The 21,336-nt window shown below is 73.4% G+C and carries 25 protein-coding genes; 16 read left to right on the forward strand and 9 right to left on the reverse strand.

Annotation, left to right across the window (positions count from 1 at the left end):
- The first annotated feature begins 136 nt into the window (after nucleotides 1-136).
- Nucleotides 137-1,156 carry a tyrosine-type recombinase/integrase gene (locus ACQP10_RS17125; RefSeq protein WP_346019754.1) on the forward strand — a complete coding sequence of 340 codons (1,020 nt, stop codon included), beginning with the start codon at nucleotides 137-139 and terminating at the stop codon, nucleotides 1,154-1,156.
- A 155-nt stretch (nucleotides 1,157-1,311) separates the two neighbouring features.
- Here ACQP10_RS17125 and ACQP10_RS17130 read toward each other — a convergent pair whose 3' ends face one another.
- Nucleotides 1,312-1,593, reverse strand: a complete 282-nt coding sequence (locus tag ACQP10_RS17130) for a hypothetical protein (RefSeq protein ID WP_386148766.1) — start codon at nucleotides 1,591-1,593, stop codon at nucleotides 1,312-1,314.
- Nucleotides 1,594-1,739: 146 nt separating this feature from the next.
- Here ACQP10_RS17130 and ACQP10_RS17135 point away from each other — a divergent pair, with 146 nt between their 5' ends.
- From ACQP10_RS17135 to ACQP10_RS17145, 3 genes are read left to right on the forward strand one after another with little or no spacing between them, the layout of a single operon-like run.
- On the forward strand, nucleotides 1,740-2,654 hold the full coding sequence (locus ACQP10_RS17135; protein ID WP_179826215.1) for an ABC transporter ATP-binding protein: 915 nt from the start codon (nucleotides 1,740-1,742) through the stop codon (nucleotides 2,652-2,654).
- Between the two features lie 6 nt (nucleotides 2,655-2,660).
- On the forward strand, nucleotides 2,661-3,416 hold the full coding sequence (locus tag ACQP10_RS17140; protein WP_346019753.1) for an ABC transporter permease: 756 nt from the start codon (nucleotides 2,661-2,663) through the stop codon (nucleotides 3,414-3,416).
- A 21-nt stretch (nucleotides 3,417-3,437) separates the two neighbouring features.
- On the forward strand, nucleotides 3,438-4,241 hold the full coding sequence (locus ACQP10_RS17145; RefSeq protein WP_346019752.1) for an ABC transporter permease: 804 nt from the start codon (nucleotides 3,438-3,440) through the stop codon (nucleotides 4,239-4,241).
- Nucleotides 4,242-4,248: 7 nt separating this feature from the next.
- On the opposite strand, the gene ACQP10_RS17150 is transcribed toward ACQP10_RS17145, so the two are convergent.
- Nucleotides 4,249-4,566, reverse strand: a complete 318-nt coding sequence (locus ACQP10_RS17150; protein WP_433541714.1) for a DUF952 domain-containing protein — start codon at nucleotides 4,564-4,566, stop codon at nucleotides 4,249-4,251.
- Nucleotides 4,563-5,249, reverse strand: a complete 687-nt coding sequence (locus tag ACQP10_RS17155; RefSeq protein WP_433541715.1) for a GNAT family N-acetyltransferase — start codon at nucleotides 5,247-5,249, stop codon at nucleotides 4,563-4,565. The genes ACQP10_RS17150 and ACQP10_RS17155 overlap by 4 nt, the downstream gene beginning before the upstream one ends.
- A gap of 126 nt (nucleotides 5,250-5,375) precedes the next feature.
- On the opposite strand from ACQP10_RS17155, the gene ACQP10_RS17160 reads away from it, so the two are divergent.
- Both ACQP10_RS17160 and ACQP10_RS17165 read left to right on the forward strand, forming a co-directional pair.
- On the forward strand, nucleotides 5,376-5,582 hold the full coding sequence (locus ACQP10_RS17160) for a hypothetical protein (protein ID WP_346019749.1): 207 nt from the start codon (nucleotides 5,376-5,378) through the stop codon (nucleotides 5,580-5,582).
- A 120-nt stretch (nucleotides 5,583-5,702) separates the two neighbouring features.
- Entirely contained in the window at nucleotides 5,703-6,665 is a 963-nt protein-coding gene (locus tag ACQP10_RS17165; RefSeq protein ID WP_346019748.1) for a radical SAM protein, read from the forward strand.
- Nucleotides 6,666-6,827: 162 nt separating this feature from the next.
- Here ACQP10_RS17165 and ACQP10_RS17170 read toward each other — a convergent pair whose 3' ends face one another.
- Nucleotides 6,828-8,000, reverse strand: a complete 1,173-nt coding sequence (locus ACQP10_RS17170; protein WP_346019747.1) for a L,D-transpeptidase — start codon at nucleotides 7,998-8,000, stop codon at nucleotides 6,828-6,830.
- A 308-nt stretch (nucleotides 8,001-8,308) separates the two neighbouring features.
- On the opposite strand from ACQP10_RS17170, the gene ACQP10_RS17175 reads away from it, so the two are divergent.
- From ACQP10_RS17175 to ACQP10_RS17185, 3 genes are read left to right on the forward strand one after another with little or no spacing between them, the layout of a single operon-like run.
- On the forward strand, nucleotides 8,309-10,048 hold the full coding sequence (locus ACQP10_RS17175) for a PP2C family protein-serine/threonine phosphatase (protein ID WP_346019746.1): 1,740 nt from the start codon (nucleotides 8,309-8,311) through the stop codon (nucleotides 10,046-10,048).
- Nucleotides 10,045-11,100 carry a cobalamin B12-binding domain-containing protein gene (locus ACQP10_RS17180; RefSeq protein ID WP_346021725.1) on the forward strand — a complete coding sequence of 352 codons (1,056 nt, stop codon included), beginning with the start codon at nucleotides 10,045-10,047 and terminating at the stop codon, nucleotides 11,098-11,100. The genes ACQP10_RS17175 and ACQP10_RS17180 overlap by 4 nt, the downstream gene beginning before the upstream one ends.
- A gap of 6 nt (nucleotides 11,101-11,106) precedes the next feature.
- Nucleotides 11,107-11,433 (forward strand): STAS domain-containing protein, encoded by a 327-nt coding sequence (locus tag ACQP10_RS17185; RefSeq protein ID WP_346021724.1) that lies wholly within the window; start codon nucleotides 11,107-11,109, stop codon nucleotides 11,431-11,433.
- 168 nt (nucleotides 11,434-11,601) lie between these two features.
- On the opposite strand, the gene ACQP10_RS17190 is transcribed toward ACQP10_RS17185, so the two are convergent.
- Complete coding sequence (locus ACQP10_RS17190) at nucleotides 11,602-12,357, reverse strand: MerR family transcriptional regulator (RefSeq protein WP_346021723.1); 756 nt, start codon at nucleotides 12,355-12,357, stop codon at nucleotides 11,602-11,604.
- A gap of 86 nt (nucleotides 12,358-12,443) precedes the next feature.
- On the opposite strand from ACQP10_RS17190, the gene ACQP10_RS17195 reads away from it, so the two are divergent.
- From ACQP10_RS17195 to ACQP10_RS17205, 3 genes are all read left to right on the forward strand, one after another.
- Complete coding sequence (locus ACQP10_RS17195) at nucleotides 12,444-12,941, forward strand: DUF6194 family protein (protein WP_346021722.1); 498 nt, start codon at nucleotides 12,444-12,446, stop codon at nucleotides 12,939-12,941.
- A gap of 205 nt (nucleotides 12,942-13,146) precedes the next feature.
- Nucleotides 13,147-13,863: a GNAT family N-acetyltransferase gene (locus ACQP10_RS17200; RefSeq protein ID WP_399500655.1), complete on the forward strand. Its 717-nt coding sequence runs from the start codon at nucleotides 13,147-13,149 to the stop codon at nucleotides 13,861-13,863.
- Between the two features lie 207 nt (nucleotides 13,864-14,070).
- Nucleotides 14,071-14,808: an ArsR/SmtB family transcription factor gene (locus ACQP10_RS17205; protein ID WP_433541716.1), complete on the forward strand. Its 738-nt coding sequence runs from the start codon at nucleotides 14,071-14,073 to the stop codon at nucleotides 14,806-14,808.
- Nucleotides 14,809-14,919: 111 nt separating this feature from the next.
- Here the strand turns inward: ACQP10_RS17205 and ACQP10_RS17210 are convergent, their stop codons facing one another.
- A complete protein-coding gene (locus tag ACQP10_RS17210) occupies nucleotides 14,920-15,927 on the reverse strand; it encodes an NAD(P)/FAD-dependent oxidoreductase (RefSeq protein ID WP_346021719.1) in 1,008 nt (335 codons plus the stop codon).
- 98 nt (nucleotides 15,928-16,025) lie between these two features.
- Between ACQP10_RS17210 and ACQP10_RS17215 the strand changes: the two genes are divergently transcribed.
- Nucleotides 16,026-16,616 carry a helix-turn-helix domain-containing protein gene (locus tag ACQP10_RS17215; protein WP_390001661.1) on the forward strand — a complete coding sequence of 197 codons (591 nt, stop codon included), beginning with the start codon at nucleotides 16,026-16,028 and terminating at the stop codon, nucleotides 16,614-16,616.
- On the opposite strand, the gene ACQP10_RS17220 is transcribed toward ACQP10_RS17215, so the two are convergent.
- Entirely contained in the window at nucleotides 16,571-16,927 is a 357-nt protein-coding gene (locus tag ACQP10_RS17220; RefSeq protein ID WP_399500658.1) for a hypothetical protein, read from the reverse strand. The two genes, ACQP10_RS17215 and ACQP10_RS17220, sit on opposite strands and share 46 nt — an antisense overlap.
- A gap of 38 nt (nucleotides 16,928-16,965) precedes the next feature.
- Here ACQP10_RS17220 and ACQP10_RS17225 point away from each other — a divergent pair, with 38 nt between their 5' ends.
- Together ACQP10_RS17225 and ACQP10_RS17230 are read left to right on the forward strand one after the other, a co-directional pair.
- On the forward strand, nucleotides 16,966-17,844 hold the full coding sequence (locus tag ACQP10_RS17225; protein WP_433541717.1) for a LysR family transcriptional regulator: 879 nt from the start codon (nucleotides 16,966-16,968) through the stop codon (nucleotides 17,842-17,844).
- A 75-nt stretch (nucleotides 17,845-17,919) separates the two neighbouring features.
- Nucleotides 17,920-18,303 (forward strand): nuclear transport factor 2 family protein, encoded by a 384-nt coding sequence (locus tag ACQP10_RS17230; RefSeq protein WP_346021715.1) that lies wholly within the window; start codon nucleotides 17,920-17,922, stop codon nucleotides 18,301-18,303.
- A gap of 3 nt (nucleotides 18,304-18,306) precedes the next feature.
- On the opposite strand, the gene recD2 is transcribed toward ACQP10_RS17230, so the two are convergent.
- On the reverse strand, nucleotides 18,307-20,526 hold the full coding sequence (gene recD2, locus ACQP10_RS17235) for an SF1B family DNA helicase RecD2 (RefSeq protein ID WP_346021714.1): 2,220 nt from the start codon (nucleotides 20,524-20,526) through the stop codon (nucleotides 18,307-18,309).
- 175 nt (nucleotides 20,527-20,701) lie between these two features.
- Complete coding sequence (locus ACQP10_RS17240) at nucleotides 20,702-20,956, reverse strand: hypothetical protein (RefSeq protein ID WP_399500661.1); 255 nt, start codon at nucleotides 20,954-20,956, stop codon at nucleotides 20,702-20,704.
- Nucleotides 20,957-20,976: 20 nt separating this feature from the next.
- Here ACQP10_RS17240 and ACQP10_RS17245 point away from each other — a divergent pair, with 20 nt between their 5' ends.
- The gene (locus ACQP10_RS17245) at nucleotides 20,977-21,267 is read left to right on the forward strand and encodes a putative quinol monooxygenase (protein WP_399500662.1); all 291 of its coding nucleotides are present in this window, start codon (nucleotides 20,977-20,979) and stop codon (nucleotides 21,265-21,267) included.
- Nucleotides 21,268-21,336: the final 69 nt, after the last annotated feature.

The following is a 21,336-nucleotide window of genomic DNA, read 5'->3' on the forward strand; positions in this document are numbered from 1 at the left end:
GGTGCGTGGTGCGCCGGCGGGTGTTCGTGGTGGGCCTGTTCCGGGGTGTCGGCTGTGGTTGCCGGTGTATTTGATGCATAATCGCACTTATGCATCATTTGCGGGTGGTCCCCTGTCATGGGGCGGGAGGTGTGTGATGGGCGCCGGTGAGGCGGGCGGGCCGATGAGCGTGCGTGAGGCGGCCGAGGAGTTCTTGTTCGCGTTGCGGGTCAAGAAGCTGTCGGCGCACACGGTCGCCGGGTACGCCCGGGATCTGCGTGCGGTGGCGGAGCTGGCGGCCGCTCAGGCGGGGTGCGCGCCGGGCGAGCTCGAGGTGGGTGGTCTGTCGGGGCGGCTGGTGCGGACGGCGTTCGCCGAGTTCGCCGGGCCGCGGTCGGCGGCGAGTGTGAACCGGGCCTGGAGTGCCTGGAACCAGTTTCTGACGTTCTGCGTGGCCGAGGGGCTGGTGGAGGGCAATCCGATGGCGGCGGTCCCCCGGCCGCGGCAGCCGGCCAAGGCGCCCAAGCCGTTGCTGGGTGATGGGGATGCGTCGGGGATGCTGCTGGAGCGGATCGCGGCGGGGGCGCGTAAGGCTCGGGATCCGTGGGTGGAGCGGGATCTGGTGGTGCTGGCGCTGGCGCTGGTGACGGGGATGCGGTCGGCGGAGCTTTTGGGGTTGACGCTGGGGTCGGTGGGTGGTTCGGCCGGGGATCGGCGGGTGCAGGTGGTGGGCAAGGGCGGGCGGACGCGTTCGCTGCCGATCGAGGCGCCGGTGGAGTTGCTGATCGAGCGGTACCTGGACAGCCGGATGCGGCGTTTCGGGCTGGCCGCGCTCCCCCGGTCGGCGCCGTTGCTGGTGGACAATCGCAATGAGGCGTTGCGGCGGGGTGGGCTGCAGTATCTGGTGCGGCAGTGCTACCGGTATGCGGGGGTGCATGATCGGGTGCAGCGGGGGACGCTGGTGCATGCGTTGCGGCATGAGTTCGCCACGCGGCTGGCCGAGCGGGGGGCTTCGGCGCATGAGTTGATGGAGTTGCTGGGGCATGCCTCGATCGTGACGGGTCAGGCGTATGTGGCTTCCACGGCGCGTGAGGTGCGGCGGGCGGCGCGGGGTAATCCGGCGTACGGGGTGCTGGAGCGGCTGGTCGATGCCGATGGGGAGCGGCGGGAGTCGTAGGGCGGCCGGGGCGGCGGTGGAGGGGTGCGGGCCTGTCCCCTCCCCCGCGTCCTGCCTTGTGGGGCGGGCGGCGGGGGGTGAGCCGGGCCGGGGTGCGGTGTTCCGCTCCCCCGCCCCTGGCCTGTGTCCTGTCCTGCCGGGGTGTGGCGGGTGCGTCAGAGGGTGGGGGGTGCGGGGGGTGCGGGGCGGAGTTTCCTGACCAGGCGGGTGGCGGCGCGGTGGCTGAGGCCGGTTTCGCCGCGGACGAGGAAGACGGCCTGGTCGAACTGGTCGGTGGCTTTGAGTTCGAGGGCTCGGGTGAGGAGTTCGGGGCTGAGTCCGCCGTGCAGCAGGGCGTTGCGGGGGCGCTGGGCGATGCGGACGGCCCAGATGATGAGGGCGATGGCGATGATGGCGGCCAGGATCGTCACGGCCAGGATGAGCAGCGGATCCGACATGGGTGTCCTTTGCGGGTGGGTCGGTTGGGGGCGGGGGTTTTCAAGGGGGTGGGGGTGGGGGCCGGTTTTGCAGGTGGGTGGCCGGGGTGGGGGTTTAATCCTTTCGGTTTTGTCGTGGGGCTCTGTTACGGTCCGGGTTTGTGGCTGTGCAGTCTCTTATTCACGCGCGCGGGCTGGTCAAACGTTTCGGGGATTTCACCGCGGTCGATGGGATCGATCTGGATGTGGCGCCGGGTGAGGCGTTCGGTTTCCTGGGTCCCAACGGGGCGGGGAAGTCGTCGACGATGCGGATGATCGGGTGTGTGTCGATGCCGTCGTCGGGTGAGCTGCGGATTTTCGGGATGGATCCGGTGCGGGACGGGGTGCGGATCCGGGGGCGGTTGGGGGTGTGTCCTCAGCTGGACAATTTGGATCCGGATTTGACGGTGCGTGAGAACTTGACGACTTATGCCCGTTATTTCGGTTTGTCGCGGGCGGAGGCGCGTCTCCGCGCCGATGAGCTGCTGGACTTCGCCCAGTTGCGGGACCGGGCCGCAAGCCAGGTCGAGCCGTTGTCGGGCGGTATGAAGCGGCGCCTGACGATCGCGCGGGCGATGGTGGGCGACCCCGCGCTGGTGCTGCTGGACGAGCCGACGACCGGGCTGGACCCGCAGGCGCGTCACCTGCTGTGGGAGCGGCTGTTCCAGCTGCGGCGGCGCGGGGTGACGCTGGTGCTGACGACGCACTACATGGACGAGGCCGAGCAGTTGTGCGACCGGCTGGTGGTGATGGACGGCGGGCGGATCGTCGCCGAGGGTTCGCCCCGGTCGCTGATCGCGGCGCACTGCACGCCGGAGGTGGTGGAGCTGCGCTTCGCCGAGGAGGGCGACCACGCCGGGAAGCTGGCCGGGGTGGGCCGCGCTGAGGCGCTGCCCGATCGGGTGCTTCTGTACGTCGACGACGGGGACGACGCGGTGGCGGAGGTGCACCGGCGGGGCCTTGCGCCGTCGGGGGTGCTGGTGCGGCGCTCGACGCTGGAGGATGTGTTCCTGCAGCTGACCGGCCGGACGCTGGTGGAGTGAGGGGCGATGGGTGCGACGGCGGCGGTGCTGGAGCGGCACCTGGTGATGTACCGGCGGCTGTGGCGGGGGTCGGTGTTCTCCTCCTTCGTGCTGCCGGTGCTGTTTCTGGCCGGTATCGGGCTGGGCGTGGGCGGATACGTCGGTGAGATCGGCGGGGTGGGGTATCTGGCGTGGATCACGCCGGGGGTGCTGGCCTCGACGGCGTTCCAGACGGCGATCGGTGAGTCGACGTACGCGGTGATGGGCGACTTCAAGTGGGTGCGTTCCTACCACGCGATGTACGCCGCGCCGGTGCGGGTCGGTGAGATGGTGGCCGGGCGTCTTGTGTACATCCTGCTGCGGGTGGTGGTCGCGGCGGCGGTGTTCCTGGGGGTGACGGCGCTGTTCGGCGCGTTGCGCTCGCCGTGGGCGGTGCTGAGCCTGGCGGTGGTGGCGCTGGTGGGGCTGGCGGCTGCGGCGCCGGTGACGGCGTTCGCCGCGACGGTGGAGCACGACAGCTACTTCGCGCTGCTGTTCCGGTTCGTGATGATCCCCTCGGCGTTGTTCTCGGGGGTGTTCTTCCCCGTGGAGCAGCTGCCGGGGCCGGCGCGGGTCCTGGCGTGTCTTTCGCCGCTGTGGCACGGGGTGGAGCTGAGCCGGGCGGCGACGCTGGGGGTCTTTCCGGCGTGGCCGGTGTGGGCGCATGTGGCGTGTCTGCTGGTGTGGGCCGCGGCGGGTACGGCGTGGGCGGTGTCGGCGTTCGGCCGGCGGCTGCGGGACTGACGAGGGGCCTGGAAGGACGTCATGGTTTCTGCGATGGTGGCGGCGCGGCTCTCCCCGGTCCGTGTCGGGGCGGTGATGGGCCGCAACGTCGGGGCGCTGCGCTCGGGTCCGGCGTACTGGCTGGTCGTGGTCTCCGGGTTCTTCGAGCCGGTGCTGTATCTGCTGTCGATCGGCGTGGGGGTGGGCGCCCTGGTGGGGCGGCTGGAGGTGGGCGGCGGGCGCGTGGTGGACTACGCGGCGTTCGTCGCCCCGGCGATGCTGGCGGTCTCGGCGATGTCGGGGGCGCTGGCGGAGACCACGTTCAACTTCTTCTTCAAGATGAGGTACGCCAAGACGTTCGAGGCGATCCTGGCGACGCCGGTGCGGCCGGTGGAGATCGCGGTGGGTGAGCTGGCGTGGGCGCTGGTGCGCAGCGGCGTCTACACGGGGGCGTTCTTGGTGGTGATGGTGGCGATGGGGCTGACCGGCGGGTGGTGGGCGCTGGCGGCGTTCCCGGCGGCGATGCTGGTGGCCTTGGCGTTCGGCGGGGTCGGGATGGCGCTCAGCACGCTGATGCGGGGCTGGCAGGATTTCGATCTGCTCGGCACGGGGCAGTTCGCGCTGTTCTTGTTCTCCGGGACGTTCTCCCCGGTGTCGGACTATCCGGCGGTGATGGAGGCCGTGGTGGTGGCGACGCCGCTGTTCCACGCGGTGGAGCTGGTGCGGGGCCTGGCGATCGGGCAGGTCGGCTGGGGCCTTGTGGGGCATGCGGGGTATCTGGTGGTGATGGCGGTGGCGGGTCTGGCGTTCGCGGCGCGGCGCATCCAGCGGACGCTGTGCGCGTGAGGCGGGGTCAGGGCCGGGTGTAGGGGGTGGCGGAGACGACCGCGGTGAGCGGCAGCGGCCCGTACAGGTGGGGGAAGGCCTCCTGCGTGCCGTCGGGGACCTCCAGGCGGACGTCCAGGCCGGTGGGGTCGATGGTCAGCAGCACCAGGGGGTAGGTGACGTCACCGTAGTAGCGGCGGGCGACGGCGTGCAGCTGGGCGTGGTCGGCGCAGGCGTGGATGAAGCCTTCCTCCTCCAGGGTGCGGCCGAGGGTGGAGACGCGGTACTCCCCCGCTTCGCGGGCGGCGTCCCAGTCGGCGGCCAGGGCCAGGTGCAGGATGGTCATCGTGATCCCTTCGTCAGGGGGTGGGCGTCCCACTCGCGGCGCAGCATCGCGTAGATCACCTCGTCGGTCCATTCGCCTTTGACGAACTCGTTTTCCACCAGGTGGGCTTCGCGGCGCATGCCCAGGCGTTCCAGGACGCGGGCCGAGGCGTGGTTGCGGCCGTCGAGGCGGCCGGTGATGCGGTGCAGGCCCAGCTCTTCGAAGCCCAGGCGCAGGAGCACGCGGGCGGTTTCGGTGGCGTAGCCGTTGCCGTGGTGGCCGGGGTGGAAGACGTAACCGATCTCGCCGCTCCGGTGGGTGCGGCTGTGCCAGAACAGGGTGGCGTCGCCGACGAGTTCGCCGGTGGTGGTCAGCTGCACCGCCAGGGAGAGGGCCTGGCCTTCGTCGGTCAGTGCGGCGGAGGTGATCTTCTTGGCCAGGGCGGCGCGGGTCTGTTCCAGGTCGTGGGCCTCCCCGTACAGGTAGCGGGCGACTTCGGGCAGGCGGTGGATGGCGTGCAGGGGGTGCAGGTCGTCTTCGGTGAAGGGGCGCAGGGTGAGGCGGTCGGTGCGCAGGGGGTAGGAGGGGTTGAGCATCCGCTCAGCGTAGGGGGCGGCCGGTGGGGTGGGCCAGCCGATTACCGTCCCGGCGGCGAGGGCGGTGTCGGTGATCGGTTCCGGGGGCGTGGTCCCGGGGGCGGGCATGTCTGTCTTGAAAGCCGTCCATGGGCGCTGGAGCGGCGTCACCGGCGTGCTTCAGCGCGGGCCGGCTGGTGGGGTGTGTTTCGTGGGGCCGGGTGGCGACCACGCCGCCGTGGCGGGCGGGTCGGCATGGGCAGTCTGTTCCGTCCCAACCTGCGCCTGGCCGGCGGTCCCGCGCCGGTTCGCGCCTACATCGAGGAGTTGATGCCCGACATCCTCGACGGCGTCATCGAACCGGGGAAGGTCTTCGACGCCGTCACCGGCCTCGGCGGTGTCCCGGCCGGCTACCGGGACATGGCCGATCGCAGGAGCCTCAAGGTCCTCGTCAGGCCCTGATCCTCCCGGGCACGATCCGATCCCTCCCCGGAGACCCGCCCGCGCCCCTGCGGGGTGGGCGCGGGCGGGCGGTCCGGGGGTGACTTGCGGGTGGCGTCGAATGCGTGTTCCACTGATCGGATGCGATGGGAGGCGCCCGCGTTGCTGGAGGAGCCGCCGCGGGGCGGGCCGCGGATCGAGCGCACCGCCGTCCGGCGTGTCCTTGGGGATCTGACGTGTTATGAGGCTCCGGCGCGCAGCGCGCTGGAGCGTTCGGGCGGCGCGTGGTCGCTGAGCCCGTATCGGGGGTGTGAGCTGGGGTGCCGGTACTGCGCGGCGCGGGGCGCGCATCGGCGGCTGGGGCTGGACGCGGGGGCGGGGTTCGACTCGGCGGTGGTGGTGCGGCCGGACATCGGGCGGCGGCTGCGGGCGGAGCTGGCGTCGCGGTGGGACGGCGAGCATGTGAGTGTGGGGCTGGGCGGTGACTGCTACCAGCGGGCCGAGGAGGTCTACCGGCTGATGCCGCAGGTGGTGGCGGCGTTGCGGGAGGCGGGGGCGCCGTTCACGGTGTTCACCAAGAGCCCGTTGGTGCTGCGGGACGCCGATCTCCTGGCGGGGGCGCCGGGGGCGGGGGTGGTGGTGTCGATCGCGTTCGTCGATGAGCAGGTGCGGCGGTGGGCGGAGCCGGGGGCGCCCAGTGCGCAGAAGCGGCTGGAGCTGGTGGCGGAGTTGGGTGAGCGGGGGGTGGCGTGCGGGGTGGCGATGGCGCCGGTGCTGCCGCTGGTGACCGATTCGGCGGATCAGCTGGCGGCGACGGTGCGGCGGGTGGCGGGGGCGGGGGCGGTGAGTGTGGAGCCGCGGGTGCTGCGGCTGCCGCGGGGGGCGCGGGAGTGGTATCTGGCGTGGCTGGGTGAGCGTCATCCGCGGCTGGTGGAGCGGTACGGCGAGCTGTACGCCCAGGGCGCGGACGCCGAGGAGGGGTATGTGCGGGCGGTGACGGCTCAGGTGCTGCAGTTGGCGGCCCGGTACGGGCTGGGGGCCGAGCGGCCGGAGCAGCCGTTGCCGCTGGCGCTGCCCGGGCATCGGCAGTTGCCGCTGCTGTGAGGCGCGGGGCCTCGGGGCCGGGGTGGTCTTTCCGGTGGCTCGCCGGGGGTCGGCAGGAAAGGGCCGGGGCCCCGGGCGCCGGTGCGGCGGCGTGGGGCCCCGATGGGCGGTCCTTCTCCCCCGCTTCCGGCGTGCGGGGTGCTTCGGCGGGAGGGGCGGGGGTCAGCTGTCGGTGCCGGTCAGGGCGCTGCCCTTCTTCCACTGGCTGAACGGCATCTGCCAGAAGCCCCAGCCGTTGTTCCATTCGAGTGCGCGGTTGGTGCCGGTGATGGTGATGACGTCTCCGCGCTGGACCTGGTCGTAGAACCACTTGGCCTGGTCGGGGCGGGCGTTGATGCAGCCGTGGCTGACGTTCTGGCGGCCCTGGGCCCAGACGTTGTTGAGGGCGTGGACGTATTCGCCGCTGTTGGAGAACCGCACCGCGTGGTTGATCATGAGGTCGTAGTAGCCGGGGTCGCCTTTCTTGCGGCCCGGGGAGATCATGCGCTCGGGGTTGGCCTTGCCCATGGTCAGGTGGACGCCGCTGGTGGTGGTGTATTCGCGGGTGCTGGCGTTGCCGGCGCTGATGAGCATGGTCTTGACGACCTTGCCGTCGCGCTTGACGACCATCTTGTGGGTGCGGGTGTTGACGACGGAGGTCTGGGCCGCGCCGATCCGGATGGTCTTGGTCAGGTCTTCGACGCCGTAGGCGTCCTTGCCGCTCTGGACGCCGGTGAGGTTGGCGGTGAAGGTGACCTTCTGGTGCGGTTGCCAGAATTTCGCGGTGCGGTAGATGACGGTGGTGTCGCTGGTCCAGCGCCAGGCGCCCAGGGAGGGTTTCTCGGATTCGACGTGCAGGGCTTTTTCCACCGCGGCCTTGTTGGTGACCGGGTTGTTGAAGGTCACGATGATGGGGGCGCCGATGCCGACCTTTTCGCCCTTGACGGCGGGGGTGACGTCGGCGACCTTCAGTTCGACCTTGGGCTTGCGGGTGGTGAAGCTGCTTTGCGCGGTGGTGCCGCCGGCGGCGCGGGCCGAGACGGTGTAGGCGGTGGACGGCTTCAGTGCCCGCTTCGACACCCATTTGGTGCGTCCGGCGTCGAAGGCGCCTTCGATGGGTTCGCCGTCGCTTTCGGCGGTGACCTGTTCGAGGGGGCCGCCGGCGGCGGTGACAACGATCTTCTTGTTCGGGGCGACGGTGTCGCTGCCCTGTTGCGGGCTGATCTTTATGGTGGCTCCGGAGGGCGCGTCCTTGGCGGGTGCCTTCTGCCCTTCGGCGGCGGGGTCGCTCGCCGCCGGTCCGCCGGAGCAGGAGGTCGCCAGCAGGGCGGCGGTCGTCACGGCCAGGGCGGCCAATGGTGTCCGGAGGCTACGGCGTTCCACGTCTAGCACAACTTTCTCCCCCATAGCAGCAAGGTGCGTTCAAAACTTTAATAGGTGATGCGCGGTCCGGCCGCCTGGTTCAACCGAGTTCGGTCACGTTTACGTCACTTTGTGGAGTCAATGTCGTGCCGACAGGAGGTCAGGAGATCCATGGAGGTCGGCGGGCCGCCGGTGGCGGTGACGGAAAGTGACCGGCGGCGGTGACGGACGGTGGCCGCAGGGCCCGCCGGTCCGGTGCGGAGGATAGGGTGGTTTGACCGATCGATTCGGAGGTCTGGGTGATGACCACAGCTCGGTCCGCCGGCCAGGGCACCCGCTCCGGAGGTGGTGCGGCCCCCGCCGGCCTGCCCGGTGATGTCCGGAGCGGCTCCCACGGCGGCCTGCGCGCCGGCCTGTTCGATGATCCGCCGGGCGGTTTCCAGGACGACGCGGCGCGGGTGCCGGATGAGGCGCTGCTGCGCGCCGTCGTGGACGCCTGCGCCGAGGGGGTGGTGTTGTGCGACGCCCGGCAGGTGGTGGTGGCGCGCAACGCCGCGGCGGCGCGGATGCTGCCGGCCGCGCGGCCGGGCACGGACGTCGCCTCCGCCGGGGAGGGGTTGCTCGATCCCGGCCATCCCGAGGGTGAGAGCCGTGAGGTCGCCTTCGCCGGGCGGCGGCTGCTGGTGCGGCGCGAGTCGTTCGGGACCCGCCACCGCGCCTGGTACCTGAGGGACATCACCGCCGAGCACGCCCGCACCGAGGCGCTGCTGGCCGAGCGGCGGCGCACCGACTTCCTGCTGGAGGCCGGGCGGCGTCTGGCCTCCTCGCTCAACCCGCGCCGCTGCGCCCGCGCCGCGGTGGAGCTGTCCTCCACGTTCCTGGCCGATGCCGCCATGGTGGTGCTTCCTCCCGCCGCGCGGCGCCAGGCGCCCTGGCTGCGGTCGGTGCCGGACCGGCCGGTCCTGCAGGAGGGCGTCATCGGCCCGGCCGAGGTCGCCCAGGTGCCGGGCCTGACCGAGGCGCTGGCCGGTTTCCCGCCGGTGCCCAGCCGCTGGCTGGACCCGGCGCAGGTGCCGGAGTGGCTGCTGCCGGAGGGGTTCGGCGTCGCCGCCCACCTGCTGGTCACCCCGCTGCCGGGCAACGGCGTCCCGGCCGGGGCGCTGGTCCTGGCCCGCGGCCCCGGCGGTGAGCCGTTCGATGAGGAGGCCGAGACGCTGGTGCGGGTCTTCGCCTCCCGGGCGGGCGCGGCGATCTCGGCGGCGGCGCTGTACCAGGAGCAGGGTGAGACGAACGCGATCCTGACCGGCGGGCTGCTGCCGCCGCGGCTGCCGCAGCCGGCGGGGGCGGAGCTGGCCGGGTCGCTGCGCGCGGCCCAGCAGACCAGCCTGGTCGGCGGTGACTTCTACGACGTCTGCCTGCCCGCGGGCGAGGCCGCCGCGGGTGCGGCGGACGGTGAGGCGCTGCTGGTGCTGGGGGACGTGTGCGGCAAGGGGGCGAGGGCGGCGGTGCTGGCCGGGCAGGTGCGCCAGTCGCTGCGGGCGCTGCTGCTGCTGGAGCGCCGGCCGGAGCGGCTGGTGGAGTTGCTGAACCGCTGCCTGCTGGCCTCCGCGGTGCCCAACTCCTTCGCCACGCTGGTGCTGGGCTCCCTTACGGCCGCCGGCGGCGGGGTGCGGCTGGAGCTGGCGGTGGCCGGGCATCCGCCGCCGCTGGTGCTGCGCGCCGACGGCACGGTCGAGGAGGTCGCCTCCCGCGGTTCGATGCTGGGGGCGATGAAGGAGGTGGCGCTGGAGCCGGTCACCGTCGAGCTGGCTCCGGGAGAGGTGTGCCTGTTCTACAGCGACGGCATCACCGAGGCCTTCGGCGGCCCGTCGGGCCGGGAGATGTACGGCGGAGCCCGGCTGAAGACGGCGCTGGCCGGATGCGCGGGCATGCCCGCCTCCGCCGTGGTGGAGCGGCTGGAGCAGCTGAGCACCGAATGGCTGGCCGGGCGGGTCCAGGACGACCGGGCCCTGCTGGCCGTACGAGCGAAAGGGGTCCGATGAGCGTCGCCGCCCTCTCCCCCGGTCTGCGGGCCGCGGGTGAGCGTTATTTCGACCGCATCGGTCACGCCGATGAGTTCGGCGCGGTGGATGTGGTGCTGGAGCTGCTGGAGGCCGGGGTGCCGGCCGAGCGGGTGCTGCTGGACCTCATCGCCCCGGCCCAGCGGCGGGTGGGTGAGCTGTGGGCGGCCAACGACTGGTCGGTGGCGCGTGAGCACGCCGCCACGGCCGTCAGCGAGCGGGCCGTGGCGGCCGTGGTCGCGCGGGTGCGGCCCCGCCCCCACCTGGGGCGCGTCACGGTGGCCTGCACCGACGGGGAGTACCACGCGTTGCCGACCCGGCTGCTGGCGGAGGTGCTGCGGCTGCGCGGCTGGCACGTCGACTTCCTGGGCGCCTCGGTGCCGGGCCCGCACCTGATCACCCATCTGCACCAGACGGGGCCGGACGCGGTGGCGCTGGGGTGCGCGCTGGCGTTGCGGCTGCCGCGGGCGCACGCCATGATCAGCGCCTGTCAGGCGGTGGGGGTGCCGGTGCTGGCCGGTGGGGCGGGGTTCGGCGGTGACGGCCGGTTCGCGCGGCTGCTGGGTGCCGACGCCTGGGCTCCCGGCGCCGACGCCGCCGCCGATCTGCTGGCCGAGGGGGGTCTGCCGTCCTTCCCCTCCCCCGCCGTGGCGCCGGCCCACCTGGATGACGAGGAGTACACGCATCTGACGCGGCGGCGGGCGCAGCTGCTGCAGACGGCGATGGGCGCGCTCGGCGCCGCGTTCCCTCCGATGGCGTCCTACAGCCCGGCGCAGCTGGAGGCCACCGCCGACGACCTGGGGCATATCCTGGACTTCCTGGGTGCGGCCCTGTACGTCGACGACGATGAGCTGTTCTCGGAGTTCGTGTCCTGGACGGCCGGGGTGCTGCGGGCGCGGGGGGTGCCGCAGCGGGCGCTGAGCGGCGGATTGCGGCTCTTCCATGGTGAGCTGCGAGACTTTCCCCGGGCCCGCCGCATCCTGCAGTGCGGTATCGCCGCCGCGGGCGGCGGCCACAGCGAGTTGGAGAACTGACGCCAGATGCTCGAGAAGACCCCGCTGCGTACCGAGGTGCGAAGCTGCGAGCCGGGCACCGTGTTGCTGGTGCTCACCGGTGACCTGGACTACGACACCGCGGCCGAGCTGGTCGCCGCGGCGCAGGAGGTGCTGGGCGGCGGGGTGAGCCGGCTCGATGTGGATCTGTCGGGGCTGGACTTCGTCGACTCCTCCGGCCTGGCCGCTTTGATCAACGTCTACAACATTGCCCGCGAGCAGGAGGCGGGCCTGCGGATCGTCGCGCTGACGTCGTATTTGCAGCATCTGTTCCAGGTGACGGCGCTGGACCACATCTTCGAGCTGCCCGCCTGACGCTCTCCCCTTCTCCTGAGGGGTTCCGCCCAGGCCGCGGGGGGCCGGGCGCGGTGGCTGGCGGGCCGGGCGGCCGGTGGGCCGCTGCGGCGGGCCCGGCCCCCCGCCCGCCGGGCCTGTTCCGTGGATTTTCGCTGCGGCCTCGCCGTGAACCTCGCCATGGCCTGGCTACGGCGCGGGTCGGCGAAGCAGGTCCTGGGCGGGGCCGGTGCCGGCCGGGTCGCGCGGGGACGGGGCGGCCGGTGGGAGCAGGGCGCTGAGGGCGGCTGCGCCGTCCAGGAGGGCTCGGGAGCGGGCGGTGATGGCGGCGTCCCTGGCGGCCAGCGCGGCGGCGACATCGTGCCGGCGGCGGGCGTGCCGCAGGTGCGGCATGAGGTCCCGGAGGGGTGCGACGCGGTGGCCGGCGGCGCGCAGCTGGTGGACGATCCTGGCGTCGCGCACCTGGGCGGGGGTGTATCGCCGGGTCCCGCGGACGCCGTCGCGGTCGGGCACGACGAGGCCTTCGGCGTCCCAGTGCCGCAGCGTCGAGGGGCGCACGCCGAGGGCGGCGGCCAGTTCGGAGACGCTCATCGCGTCGGAGGGGCGCACGTCGCCGATCGGCTCGCCGTGGATCGCCCGGGCGGCCTCCTCGGCCTGCCGCAGCCGGGTGCGTTCGGCGTCGAGCCGGGCGTGGGCGGCGTCCAGCAGAGCCAGTACGTGCGAGGCGGGCAGGCGGTGGGCGGCCCGGAGGATCTCTTTGGCCTCGCCGGGGCCCACGCCCGCGGCCAGGGCCCGGTAGGCCAGCGCGCAGTGCAGGTGGGCGTCGGTGTAGCGGCGGTGGCCGGTGGCCGAGCGCTGCGCCGGCGGCAGCACGCCGTCGCGTTCGAGGTTGCGCACCTGCTGGACGGAGTAGCCGGATCGCCGCGCGACGTCGACGGTGCGCATGCCCGGTGATTTGCGACCTGGCACCCTGAATCCCCTGATGGTTCGCTGGAAGGTCTCCACAAGCACTTTAATGTGACGCTTGAGGCATGACCATGGATGAGATCATCGGTTTCGCGGGCGGCCTCGACGGCGTGCTGACCCTGCGGCCGGCGCCCGGTGACGGCACGCCGGAGCTCGCCTGGGGGGATGCGTTCTTCTACTACTCCCCCGGCGGTGTCGTGCCGGCGACGACCCAGCCGTTCGCGACGATCGTGACGAAGAACTATCCCGGTGACGAGACCTCCCGCCTGGAGAGGCCGGGCGCCTTCCGGGTGAACGTCGCCGCCGGCCGGGAGGCGTTCACCCGCTGGACCGGGCACGCGCCCCGCGAGACGGCCACCGCCGGGGACGGGGACCGGGCCGGGGCGGCCTCCGGCGGGGGCGACGCCGACGACACCGTGATCGCCCATCCCGTCTACGGCCCCCAGGGCTGGCTGGCGGTGGTCAACCCGGGCCCGCGTACCGGGGAGGCGGTCCGCGAGCTGCTGACGGCTGCCCACCGGCTGGCCCGCGCGCGGTATGAGCGGCGCGCCGAGACGGGGTGAGGCGACATGGCCGGCCACGCCCCGGGCATGACGTGCCCGGGGCGTGGCGGTGCCCGAGATCGCCCGGTCCCCGTCTCCGGCGCCCGATGGGTGCTCTGCCCGCCTGGTCGATGACCAGCCCCGCGCCCGTAGGATGGCCGGCTGGACCTGATCGCCGTCCGGCAGGCCGGCGTCGACCCCGTACGACACGGAGAGGCACAGCACCATGGCGAGCCGGGACGTCACCGTACTCGACGACCCTGTGGGCGCATCACTGCGCGGTCACCACGCTCACCTTGCCCGCCGGCTCGGTAAGGCCGTCACCTACCAGCCGGAGGTCGCGACCTTCTCCGCGGTGACCGCCGATCCGGATCCGCAGGAGTGGGCCGACCTCGCCCGGCTGCTCGGCCGGGGCGGGCTCGCCGACATGTTCAGCGGTGCGGCGGCGCCGCCGCCGGACTGGGAGCCGGTCTTCGCCCTCGAAGGCCGCCAGATGACCTGGTCCGGCGGCGGCCGGCCCGGTCGCCTTCCTGCCGGGGCCGGTGCCGGTGCGGCGGGGGGTGTGGTGGAGCTGGGTGCCGACAGTGTGCCCGAGATGCTGGACCTCGTCGCGCGGACCCGGCCGGGGCCGTTCTGGCCGCGCACCCGCGAACTGGGCACCTATCTCGGTGTCCGCGACAACGGCACTCTGGTGGCGATGGCGGGTGAGCGCCTGCGGCCACCGGGATGGACCGAGATCAGCGCCGTCTGCACCGCCCCCGAGGCGCGCGGGCGAGGACACGCCGCCCGCCTGGTCGGTGCGCTCGTCACGCGGATCCTGGCGCGCGGTGAACGTCCCTTTCTGCACGTGGCCGAGGCGAACACCGGCGCGATCGCCCTGTACGAGCGGCTTGGCTTCGAGGCCCGCAGGCCCGTGACCTTCCGGGGGTTCCGCACTCCGTGACGGCCTTCGGCGCCCGGATGCCGTGGGCGGCGGGTGGGTCGTGACCTGATGGCCGCCGGGGCCGCTGTGACGGAGGGCGGGGTGATCTCGGAGGCCCCGGCGCCGGCCGGGGCGCTGGTGCCGGTACGGGCGTCTGGGTGTTCCGCGGCTGCGGTGGAGGGGATCCTTCGGTGACGGCCGAAGCGTCGTGGGGCCATGATGGAGGCCATGACCGTCACCGATTCCGTTCCGCTGGCCACGCTGGCCACTCTGCTCGCCGATCCCACCCGGGCGAGGTTCTGCCTGGCATTGCTGGACGGGCGGGCCTGGACCGCCGGGGAGCTGGCCCGAAGCGCCGGGGTGGCCGCCTCCACCGCCAGTGAGCACCTGTCGCGGCTGGTGGCCGGGGGGCTGCTGACCGAGGAGCGCCAGGGCCGTCACCGCTACCTGCGGCTGGCCGATGCCCGGGTGGCCCAGCTGGTGGAGGACCTGGCCGCCCACGCCGGCGGTGAGCCGCGGCCGACGACGTTGCGGGCCTCGGCGGCGGCGCGGGCGATGGCCGAGGCGCGCACCTGTTATGACCACCTGGCCGGGCGGCTGGGGGTGGCGGTCACCGACGCGCTGACCGCGCGGGGCCTGCTGCGCCAGGACGCCGGGTTCGCCCTCAGTGAGGAGGGGCTGGAGTGGTTCGCGACCCGTCTGGCGGTGCCGCTGCCCGCTCCCGGGCGGCGGCCGCTGGCCCGGCCGTGCCTGGACTGGACCGAGCGGCGTCACCACCTGGCCGGGGCCGCCGGGGCCGTGTTGTGCTCGGCGCTGCTGGAGCGCGGCTGGGTCGTGCGGATCGGCTCGGGGCGGGCGCTGCGGGTCACCGGCGGCGGGCGGCGGGCGCTGGCGGAGCTGCTGGGGCTGGACATGGGCGCGGACGCGGACGCGGATCCGGGCCGGGCTTGGGCGATGAGCGCCTGAGCGGTGAGGCGGCCCGGGGAGAGCGCCTCACTCCCCCCGGGGGGCGGGCGAACGCGCCGGCCCCCCGGGGGTGAGGCCCGGCCGCGGGCGACGGCGCGCCGGGGCCGGGTCTCACCCGGCGGTGACGCCGGCGCGGGCGGCGGCCAGGGCCGCTTCGGCGTCGGCGGCCGCCAGGTCGGCGTTGATGTGCGCGCCGGCCAGGGCGCCGGCCGCGGCGGACGCGCCGACCTGCGCCATCGGGTCGGTGGCGTTGCCCGCCACCCACACGCCCGGCACGGAGGTGCTTCCCGCGGGGCCGGTGGCGATGCGGCGGCCCATGCCGTGGGGCAGGTCCTCCATCGCCAGCCCCAGTCCGGTCAGGCCGTCGGTGCGGGCCAGCAGGGTGGTGGCCACCGCGATCACGCGGCGGGGCACGAGCCGCCCGTCGGTGAGCCGTACGCCCGTGATGCCGTCCTCGGTGGAGGTGACCTCCGCGACGGGGGTGTCTGTGACGGTGATGTCGCGGGCGGCGAAGCGCGCCCTGGTCTGCTCGTCCAGGTCGGTGCCGTGGGTGAAGTACACCAGGTCGCCGGTCAGTTGCCGGAACAGCAGCGCCTGGTGGGCGGAGGCCGGGCCGGCGGCCAGGACGCCGATGGGCTCATCGCGGACCTCCCAGCCGTGGCAGTAGGGGCAGTGCACCACGCCGCCGCCCCAGTGCCGGGCCAGGCCGGGGATGTCGGGCAGCCGGTCCCGCACGCCGGTGGCGATCAGCAGCCGGCGTGCGTGCAGGACGCGGCCGCCGGCCAGGGTGACGGTGAACCGGGGGTCGCCCCCGGCGGGTGAGGCGGGGGCGGCGGAGATCACCTCGCCGGTGGTGACGCGTCCGCCGTAGCGGCGTACTTCCGCCCGGCCGGTGCGCAGCAGCTCCGCCGGCGGGGTGCCGTCCAGGCCGAGCAGGCCGTGCACGCCCTCGGCGGGCGCGTTGCGGGGTGTGCCGCCGTCGATCACGATGACCGAGCGGCGGGAGCGGGCGAGCATCAGCGCGCCGTTCAGTCCGGCGGCGCCGCCGCCGATCACCACGGCGTCGGCGGTCTCGTCCGGCAGGTCGTCGCTTGCGTGCCCGGTGGTCGTCGGCGTCATGGGTGTGGCCCTTTCTCGTGGTCGGCGGACCTCATGGGGTGGGGTCCGGTGGTGACGACGCTAGGGGGGCTTTGCGTCTGAGGCATAGGGTTTTGCCTATGGAGCAAGACGATGACGAGTTGGACGGCCTGGTGCGCAAACGGATCCGTGCCCTGCGGGTGTCGCATGGCTGGTCCCTGGACGATCTGGCCGCCCGGGCCCGGCTCAGCCCTTCCACGATCAGCCGGATCGAGAACGGGCGGCGGCGCCTCGCCCTGGACCAGCTCGTCACGCTGGCCCGGGCGCTGGACACCTCCCTGGACCGGCTGGTGGAGACGGCCGGCGAGGACGTCGTCAGCAACCCGGTGCGTGATGCGGCCCATCGGCTGATGCGCTGGACGGTGCGCGCCGATCCCGGGGTCACCGTCCAGCGTCAGCGCCTGGTGGACCCGCCGCCGCGGGACCTGTCGCGGCTGCGCGCCCACCCGGGCCGGGAGTGGTTCGTGGTGCTGTCCGGCGCCGTGATCCTGCTCCTGGGCGAACGCCGTTTCCGGGTGGAGGCCGACCAGGCCGCGGAGTTCCCCACGATGCTTCCGCACGCCATCGGCGCCGCCGGCGGACCGGCCGAGATCCTGGGGATCTTCGACCGTGACGCCCGCCTCGGTCACCAGGACCGTGACGCCTCCGGGGCGGCCCGCCCGCCGCGCTGACCCGGGCGCCGGGTCTGGAGGCGTTCCAGGGCCCACAGGGTGAGGGCCGCGGCCGACAGGGTGCCGCCGAGCAGGCTGACCCCGCTCCGGCCGGCGTGGGTCCAGGCGAGTGAGGCCAGGGGCGGGCCGGCGGCGCAGCCGAGCTCGGACACCGTGCCCGCCGCGGTGCGGGCCGGCAGGCCACCGGGCAGCAGGCCCGTCATGACCGTGCCCACGACGCGGCCGCGTTCGCCGGGCGCGGCGGGGATGCTCCGCGGGGTCTGTGTCAGGGGTCGAGGTTGCGCCAACCCCCATCGATGACTCCAGCACATGATTTTCATCATGATCGATCGTGGTGCATGATGGGTTGGTGGAGCTGCAGCAGCTGAGGTATGTCGTCGCGGTCGCCGAGATCGGCAATTTCACCCGGGCGGCCGAGCGCTGCCATGTGGTGCAGTCGGCGCTCAGTCACCAGGTCGCCGCCCTGGAGCGGGAGCTGGGCGTCCGGCTGTTCGAGCGGACCAGCCGGCGCGTGCGGCTGACGTCGGCCGGGGAGGCGTTCCTGCCCGGGGCGCGGGCGTGCCTGGAGGCCGCCGAGCGGGCGCGGGCCGACGTCGCGGCCGCGAGCGGGGAGATCCGCGGGCGGCTCGCCGTCGGCGCCATCCCCACGGTCGCGGCCGTCGACCTGCCGGCCGCGTTGCGGGACTACCGGCGGCGCCACCCGCGGGTGCGGATCACGCTCGTCTCGGCGGGCAGCGAGAACCTCGTCGAGCAGGTCCGGCAGGGCGGCCTGGATGTGGCGTTCCTCGGCCTGCCGCCCCGCGCGCGGCCGAAGGGGGTGCGAAGCCGCAGGCTCGGCACGGGCGAGCTGGTGGCCGTGGTCGCGCCGGACCACCCCCTGGCGCACGGCGAGGCGGACTTGCGCGGCCTGGCCGATGAGCCGTTCGTCGACTTCCGCGCCGGCCACGCCGGGCGGGTGCAGTCGGATGAGGCGTTCGCGGCCGCGGGGGTGCGGCGCGAGGTGCCGTTCGAGGTGTCGTCGGCGGAGTTCATGGTGGATCTGGTACGGCAGGGCCTGGGGGTGGGCATGCTGCCGGCCGCGTACGCGCCGCGTTTTCCCGACCTGGGCGTCATCCGGCTCCGTGACGCCCCCACCCGGGCCGAGCACCTGATCTGGGGCGACCGGCCCTCCCCCGCGGCCGCGGCGTTCCTGGAGCTGGTCGGCGCCGGGGACGAGGAGGAGGGCTGATCGGGCGGTGGGACCGCCGGTCGTCTCCCGGGGCCGCCGTCACCGCGCCGGAGGGGACCGGGCATGATCGTGCGCATGGATCATGTTGTGGCACGGAAGTTCGTGGACGGCTGGGTGACGGCGTGGAACGCCCATGACCTGGAGGCACTGCTGGCTCACTTCGCGGAGGACGTGACGTTCCGTTCGCCGGTCGCGGCGCAGCTCCTCGGCGGCGACGGGATCATCCGGGGCAAGGCGGCGCTGCGCGCCTACTGGGCGGAGGGGCTGCGGCGCATCCCCGGCCTGCGCTTCGAGGTCATCGATTCCTACGTCGGTGTCGGCTGCCTGGTCATCAACTACCGCAATCAGAAGGGCGGCCTGGTCAACGAGGTGCTGATCTTCGACGGCCCGCTGGTGGTCGAAGGGTACGGGACGTATCCCGGCGGCGACGCCGACCCCGCCGGCGCGGCGGCGGACTGAGGCTCAGGCGGGGCGCAGCCGGTGGGTGAGGCTGGTGTGGCGGCGGCCGGCGCCGCGGGTGCGCACCGCCTGGCCCAGCGCGCGGCGCGAGCCGACGATGACGACGAGCTTCTTGGCCCGGGTGATGGCGGTGTAGAGCAGGTTGCGCTGCAGCATCATCCACGCGCTGGTGGCCAGCGGGACGACCACGGCCGGGTACTCGCTGCCCTGGGAGCGGTGGATGGAGACGGCGTAGGCGTGGGCGAGCTCGTCGAGCTCGTCGAAGGCGTACTCGACGTGCTCGTCCTCGTCCGTCAGCACGGTCATCCTGTGGTCGTCGGGGCGGATGTCGACGACCGTGCCGACGGTGCCGTTGAACACTCCCGCGGCGCCCTTGTCGTAGTTGTTGCGCAGCTGGGTGACCTTGTCGCCGACGCGGAAGACGCGGCCGCCGTAGCGGCGCTCCGGCAGGCCCTCGCGGGAGGGGGTCAGGGCCTCCTGCAGGAGGGCGTTGAGGTTGCCGGCGCCGGCGGCGCCGCGGTGCATGGGCGCCAGGACCTGCACGTCGCGGCGCGGGTCCAGGCCGAAGCGGCGCCGGATGCGGTTGGCCACCACGTCCACGGTCAGCGCCGCGATCTCCTCGGCCTCCTCGCAGGGGAACAGGAAGAAGTCGCCCATGCCCTCAAGGGCCGGCATCAGGCCGGAGTTGACCCGGTGGGCGTTGGTGACCACGCCCGACTCCTGGGCCTGGCGGAAGATGTGGGTCAGCCGCACCCGCGGCACGACGTCCTCGTCGGCGGCCAGCAGGTCGCGCAGCACCTCGCCGGCGCCGACGGAGGGCAGCTGGTCGACGTCGCCGACGAACAGCAGGTGGGTGCCGGGGGCGACGGCCTTGACGAGCTTGTTGGCCAGCAGCAGGTCCAGCATGGAGGCCTCGTCGACGACGACGAGGTCGGCGTCCAGGGGGTTGTCGCGGTCGAAGGTGGCGTCCCCGCCGGGGCGCAGCTGCAGCAGCCGGTGCACGGTGGTGGCCTCGTGCCCGGTCAGCTCCGACAGCCGTTTGGCGGCCCGGCCGGTGGGCGCGGCCAGGACGACCTTCGCCTTCTTGGCGCGGGCCAGGGTGACGATGGAGCGCACCGTGAAGCTCTTGCCGCAGCCGGGGCCGCCGGTCAGGACCGCGACCTTGTTCGTCAGGGCCAGCCGTACGGCGTGGGCCTGCTCGGGGGCCAGGTCGGCGCCGGTGCGTTTCCTCAGCCAGTCCAGGGCGACGTCCCAGTCGACGCCGGAGAAGACGCCGAGCCGGTCTGAGGAGGCGTGCAGCAGGGAGCGCAGCGAGGAGGCCAGCGACAGCTCGGCGCGGTGGAACGGCAGCAGGTACACCGCCGGGACGGCGCCGTCGCCGGCGGGCACCTCCTCGCGCACCACGCCCTCCTCGGCGACGAGTTCCTCCAGGCAGGCGCCGGTCAGCTCGGCCGGCACCGAGAGGATCTTGACGGCGTCGGCGACGAGGTTGGGCGCCGGCAGGTAGCAGTGGCCGTCGTCGGCGGCCTGCGACAGGGTGTAGCGCAGGCCGGCCTTGACGCGTTCGGGGCTGTCGTGCGGGATGCCGACGGCCTGGGCGATGGTGTCGGCGGTCTTGAAGCCGATGCCCCACACGTCGTCGGCCAGCCGGTAGGGCTCGCTCCTCACGACGGAGATGGAGGCCTCGCCGTACTGCTTGAAGATGCGCACCGCGATGGAGGTGGAGACCCCGACGCCCTGCAGGAAGATCATCACCTCTTTGATGATCTTCTGTTCCTCCCAGGCGGCGCCGATCATCTTGGTGCGCTTGGGGCCCAGGCCCGGGACCTCCACCAGGCGTTCGGGGGTGGTCTCGATGACGGTGAGGGTCTCGGTGCCGAAGTGGTCGACGATGCGCTCGGCCATCTTCGGGCCGATGCCCTTGATCAGGCCGGAGCCGAGGTAGCGGCGGATGCCCTGGACGGTGGCCGGCAGCACGGTGGCGTACGACCACACCTCGAACTGCCTGCCGTAGCGGGGGTGGGAGGTCCAGCGGCCGGTCAGGCGCAGCGACTCGCCGGGCTGGGCGCCCAGCAGCGGCCCGACGACGGTGAGCAGTTCGCTGCCGGAGCGTTCGGTGGCCACCCGGGCGATGGTGTAGCCGGTCTCCTCGTTGGCGTAGGTGATGCGCTCCAGGACCGCCGAGATCGACGTACCGGGGGCACCGCCCTTCTCCGGCTGCACGCCACCACCTCCAGCGCTGGATCGTCGGGCGCAAGTTTAGGCCAGGCGCCGCGGGGGCGGCGGCCGAGGTGATCGCGGGACCCGTGCGGCGCCTCGCGGCGCCTCGTGGGGGTGCGGCCGGGGCGGGCCCGCAACCCGCGGTCGCGATCGTGAAGGTGCGCGGGCCGCGGCGGGGTCAGCCGGCGGGTGTCTCCTGATCGGCCCACGTGGTCAGGAGCCGCAGCGCGGTGTGGGAGGCGGAGTCCTCATCGGCGGTGTGGACGACGAGCGCCAGTCCCGGATGGTCGGGCAGGCGCAGGGTCTCGTACGCCAGCTCCGGCTCCCCGACCAGCGGATGCCGGTACAGGTAGCGCCCGTGGCCTTTGTCCTTCACCCGGTGCTCGCTCCACAACCGGCGGAACTCGGCGCTGGCGGCGGCCCCGCCCGCCACTCCTGAAGGGGGACCGGGTCATGTCCCTCTTCGTCATCGCCGAGTTCCTCGCCGCACCCGGCCGGCATGATCGGCTCCGTACCGCGCTGGAAGCCCTGATCGAGCCGACGCTGGACGAACCCGGTTGCCTGGCCTACGCGGCCTACGTCGACCCCAACGATCCCGCCCGCATGGTGGTCATGGAGCGGTGGGAGAACCGGCGGGCCCTCGACGATCACCGCGCCACCCCGCATCTGCGTCACGCCCGGCAGGTCTTCGACCGGGTACTCGCGCGGCCGCCGGCCCTGCGCATCTTGGTCGAGGCTCCATAGCGACCAGGCCGCCGACGGCGGCGACGGCGACGGCGACGGCCGGCCGCGTCCGGCGTCGTCCTGTGCCGT

Source organism: Streptosporangium sandarakinum (assembly GCF_050942225.1).
GTDB classification, from domain to species: domain Bacteria; phylum Actinomycetota; class Actinomycetes; order Streptosporangiales; family Streptosporangiaceae; genus Streptosporangium; species Streptosporangium nondiastaticum.

What these genes read in the sequence shown, in the direction of transcription:
- ACQP10_RS17125 (WP_346019754.1), top strand. Translation starts at nt 137, where the DNA reads ATGGGCGCCGGTGAGGCGGGCGGGCCGATGAGCGTGCGTGAGGCGGCC.
- ACQP10_RS17130 (WP_386148766.1), bottom strand. Translation starts at nt 1,593, where the DNA reads ATGTCGGATCCGCTGCTCATCCTGGCCGTGACGATCCTGGCCGCCATC.
- ACQP10_RS17140 (WP_346019753.1), top strand. Translation starts at nt 2,661, where the DNA reads ATGGGTGCGACGGCGGCGGTGCTGGAGCGGCACCTGGTGATGTACCGG.
- ACQP10_RS17145 (WP_346019752.1), top strand. Translation starts at nt 3,438, where the DNA reads ATGGTTTCTGCGATGGTGGCGGCGCGGCTCTCCCCGGTCCGTGTCGGG.
- ACQP10_RS17150 (WP_433541714.1), bottom strand. Translation starts at nt 4,566, where the DNA reads ATGACCATCCTGCACCTGGCCCTGGCCGCCGACTGGGACGCCGCCCGC.
- ACQP10_RS17155 (WP_433541715.1), bottom strand. Translation starts at nt 5,249, where the DNA reads ATGCCCGCCCCCGGGACCACGCCCCCGGAACCGATCACCGACACCGCC.
- ACQP10_RS17160 (WP_346019749.1), top strand. Translation starts at nt 5,376, where the DNA reads ATGGGCAGTCTGTTCCGTCCCAACCTGCGCCTGGCCGGCGGTCCCGCG.
- ACQP10_RS17165 (WP_346019748.1), top strand. Translation starts at nt 5,703, where the DNA reads ATGCGATGGGAGGCGCCCGCGTTGCTGGAGGAGCCGCCGCGGGGCGGG.
- ACQP10_RS17175 (WP_346019746.1), top strand. Translation starts at nt 8,309, where the DNA reads ATGACCACAGCTCGGTCCGCCGGCCAGGGCACCCGCTCCGGAGGTGGT.
- ACQP10_RS17180 (WP_346021725.1), top strand. Translation starts at nt 10,045, where the DNA reads ATGAGCGTCGCCGCCCTCTCCCCCGGTCTGCGGGCCGCGGGTGAGCGT.
- ACQP10_RS17185 (WP_346021724.1), top strand. Translation starts at nt 11,107, where the DNA reads ATGCTCGAGAAGACCCCGCTGCGTACCGAGGTGCGAAGCTGCGAGCCG.
- ACQP10_RS17190 (WP_346021723.1), bottom strand. Translation starts at nt 12,357, where the DNA reads ATGCGCACCGTCGACGTCGCGCGGCGATCCGGCTACTCCGTCCAGCAG.
- ACQP10_RS17195 (WP_346021722.1), top strand. Translation starts at nt 12,444, where the DNA reads ATGACCATGGATGAGATCATCGGTTTCGCGGGCGGCCTCGACGGCGTG.
- ACQP10_RS17200 (WP_399500655.1), top strand. Translation starts at nt 13,147, where the DNA reads ATGGCGAGCCGGGACGTCACCGTACTCGACGACCCTGTGGGCGCATCA.
- ACQP10_RS17205 (WP_433541716.1), top strand. Translation starts at nt 14,071, where the DNA reads ATGACCGTCACCGATTCCGTTCCGCTGGCCACGCTGGCCACTCTGCTC.
- ACQP10_RS17210 (WP_346021719.1), bottom strand. Translation starts at nt 15,927, where the DNA reads ATGACGCCGACGACCACCGGGCACGCAAGCGACGACCTGCCGGACGAG.
- ACQP10_RS17215 (WP_390001661.1), top strand. Translation starts at nt 16,026, where the DNA reads ATGGAGCAAGACGATGACGAGTTGGACGGCCTGGTGCGCAAACGGATC.
- ACQP10_RS17220 (WP_399500658.1), bottom strand. Translation starts at nt 16,927, where the DNA reads ATGTGCTGGAGTCATCGATGGGGGTTGGCGCAACCTCGACCCCTGACA.
- ACQP10_RS17230 (WP_346021715.1), top strand. Translation starts at nt 17,920, where the DNA reads ATGGATCATGTTGTGGCACGGAAGTTCGTGGACGGCTGGGTGACGGCG.
- ACQP10_RS17245 (WP_399500662.1), top strand. Translation starts at nt 20,977, where the DNA reads ATGTCCCTCTTCGTCATCGCCGAGTTCCTCGCCGCACCCGGCCGGCAT.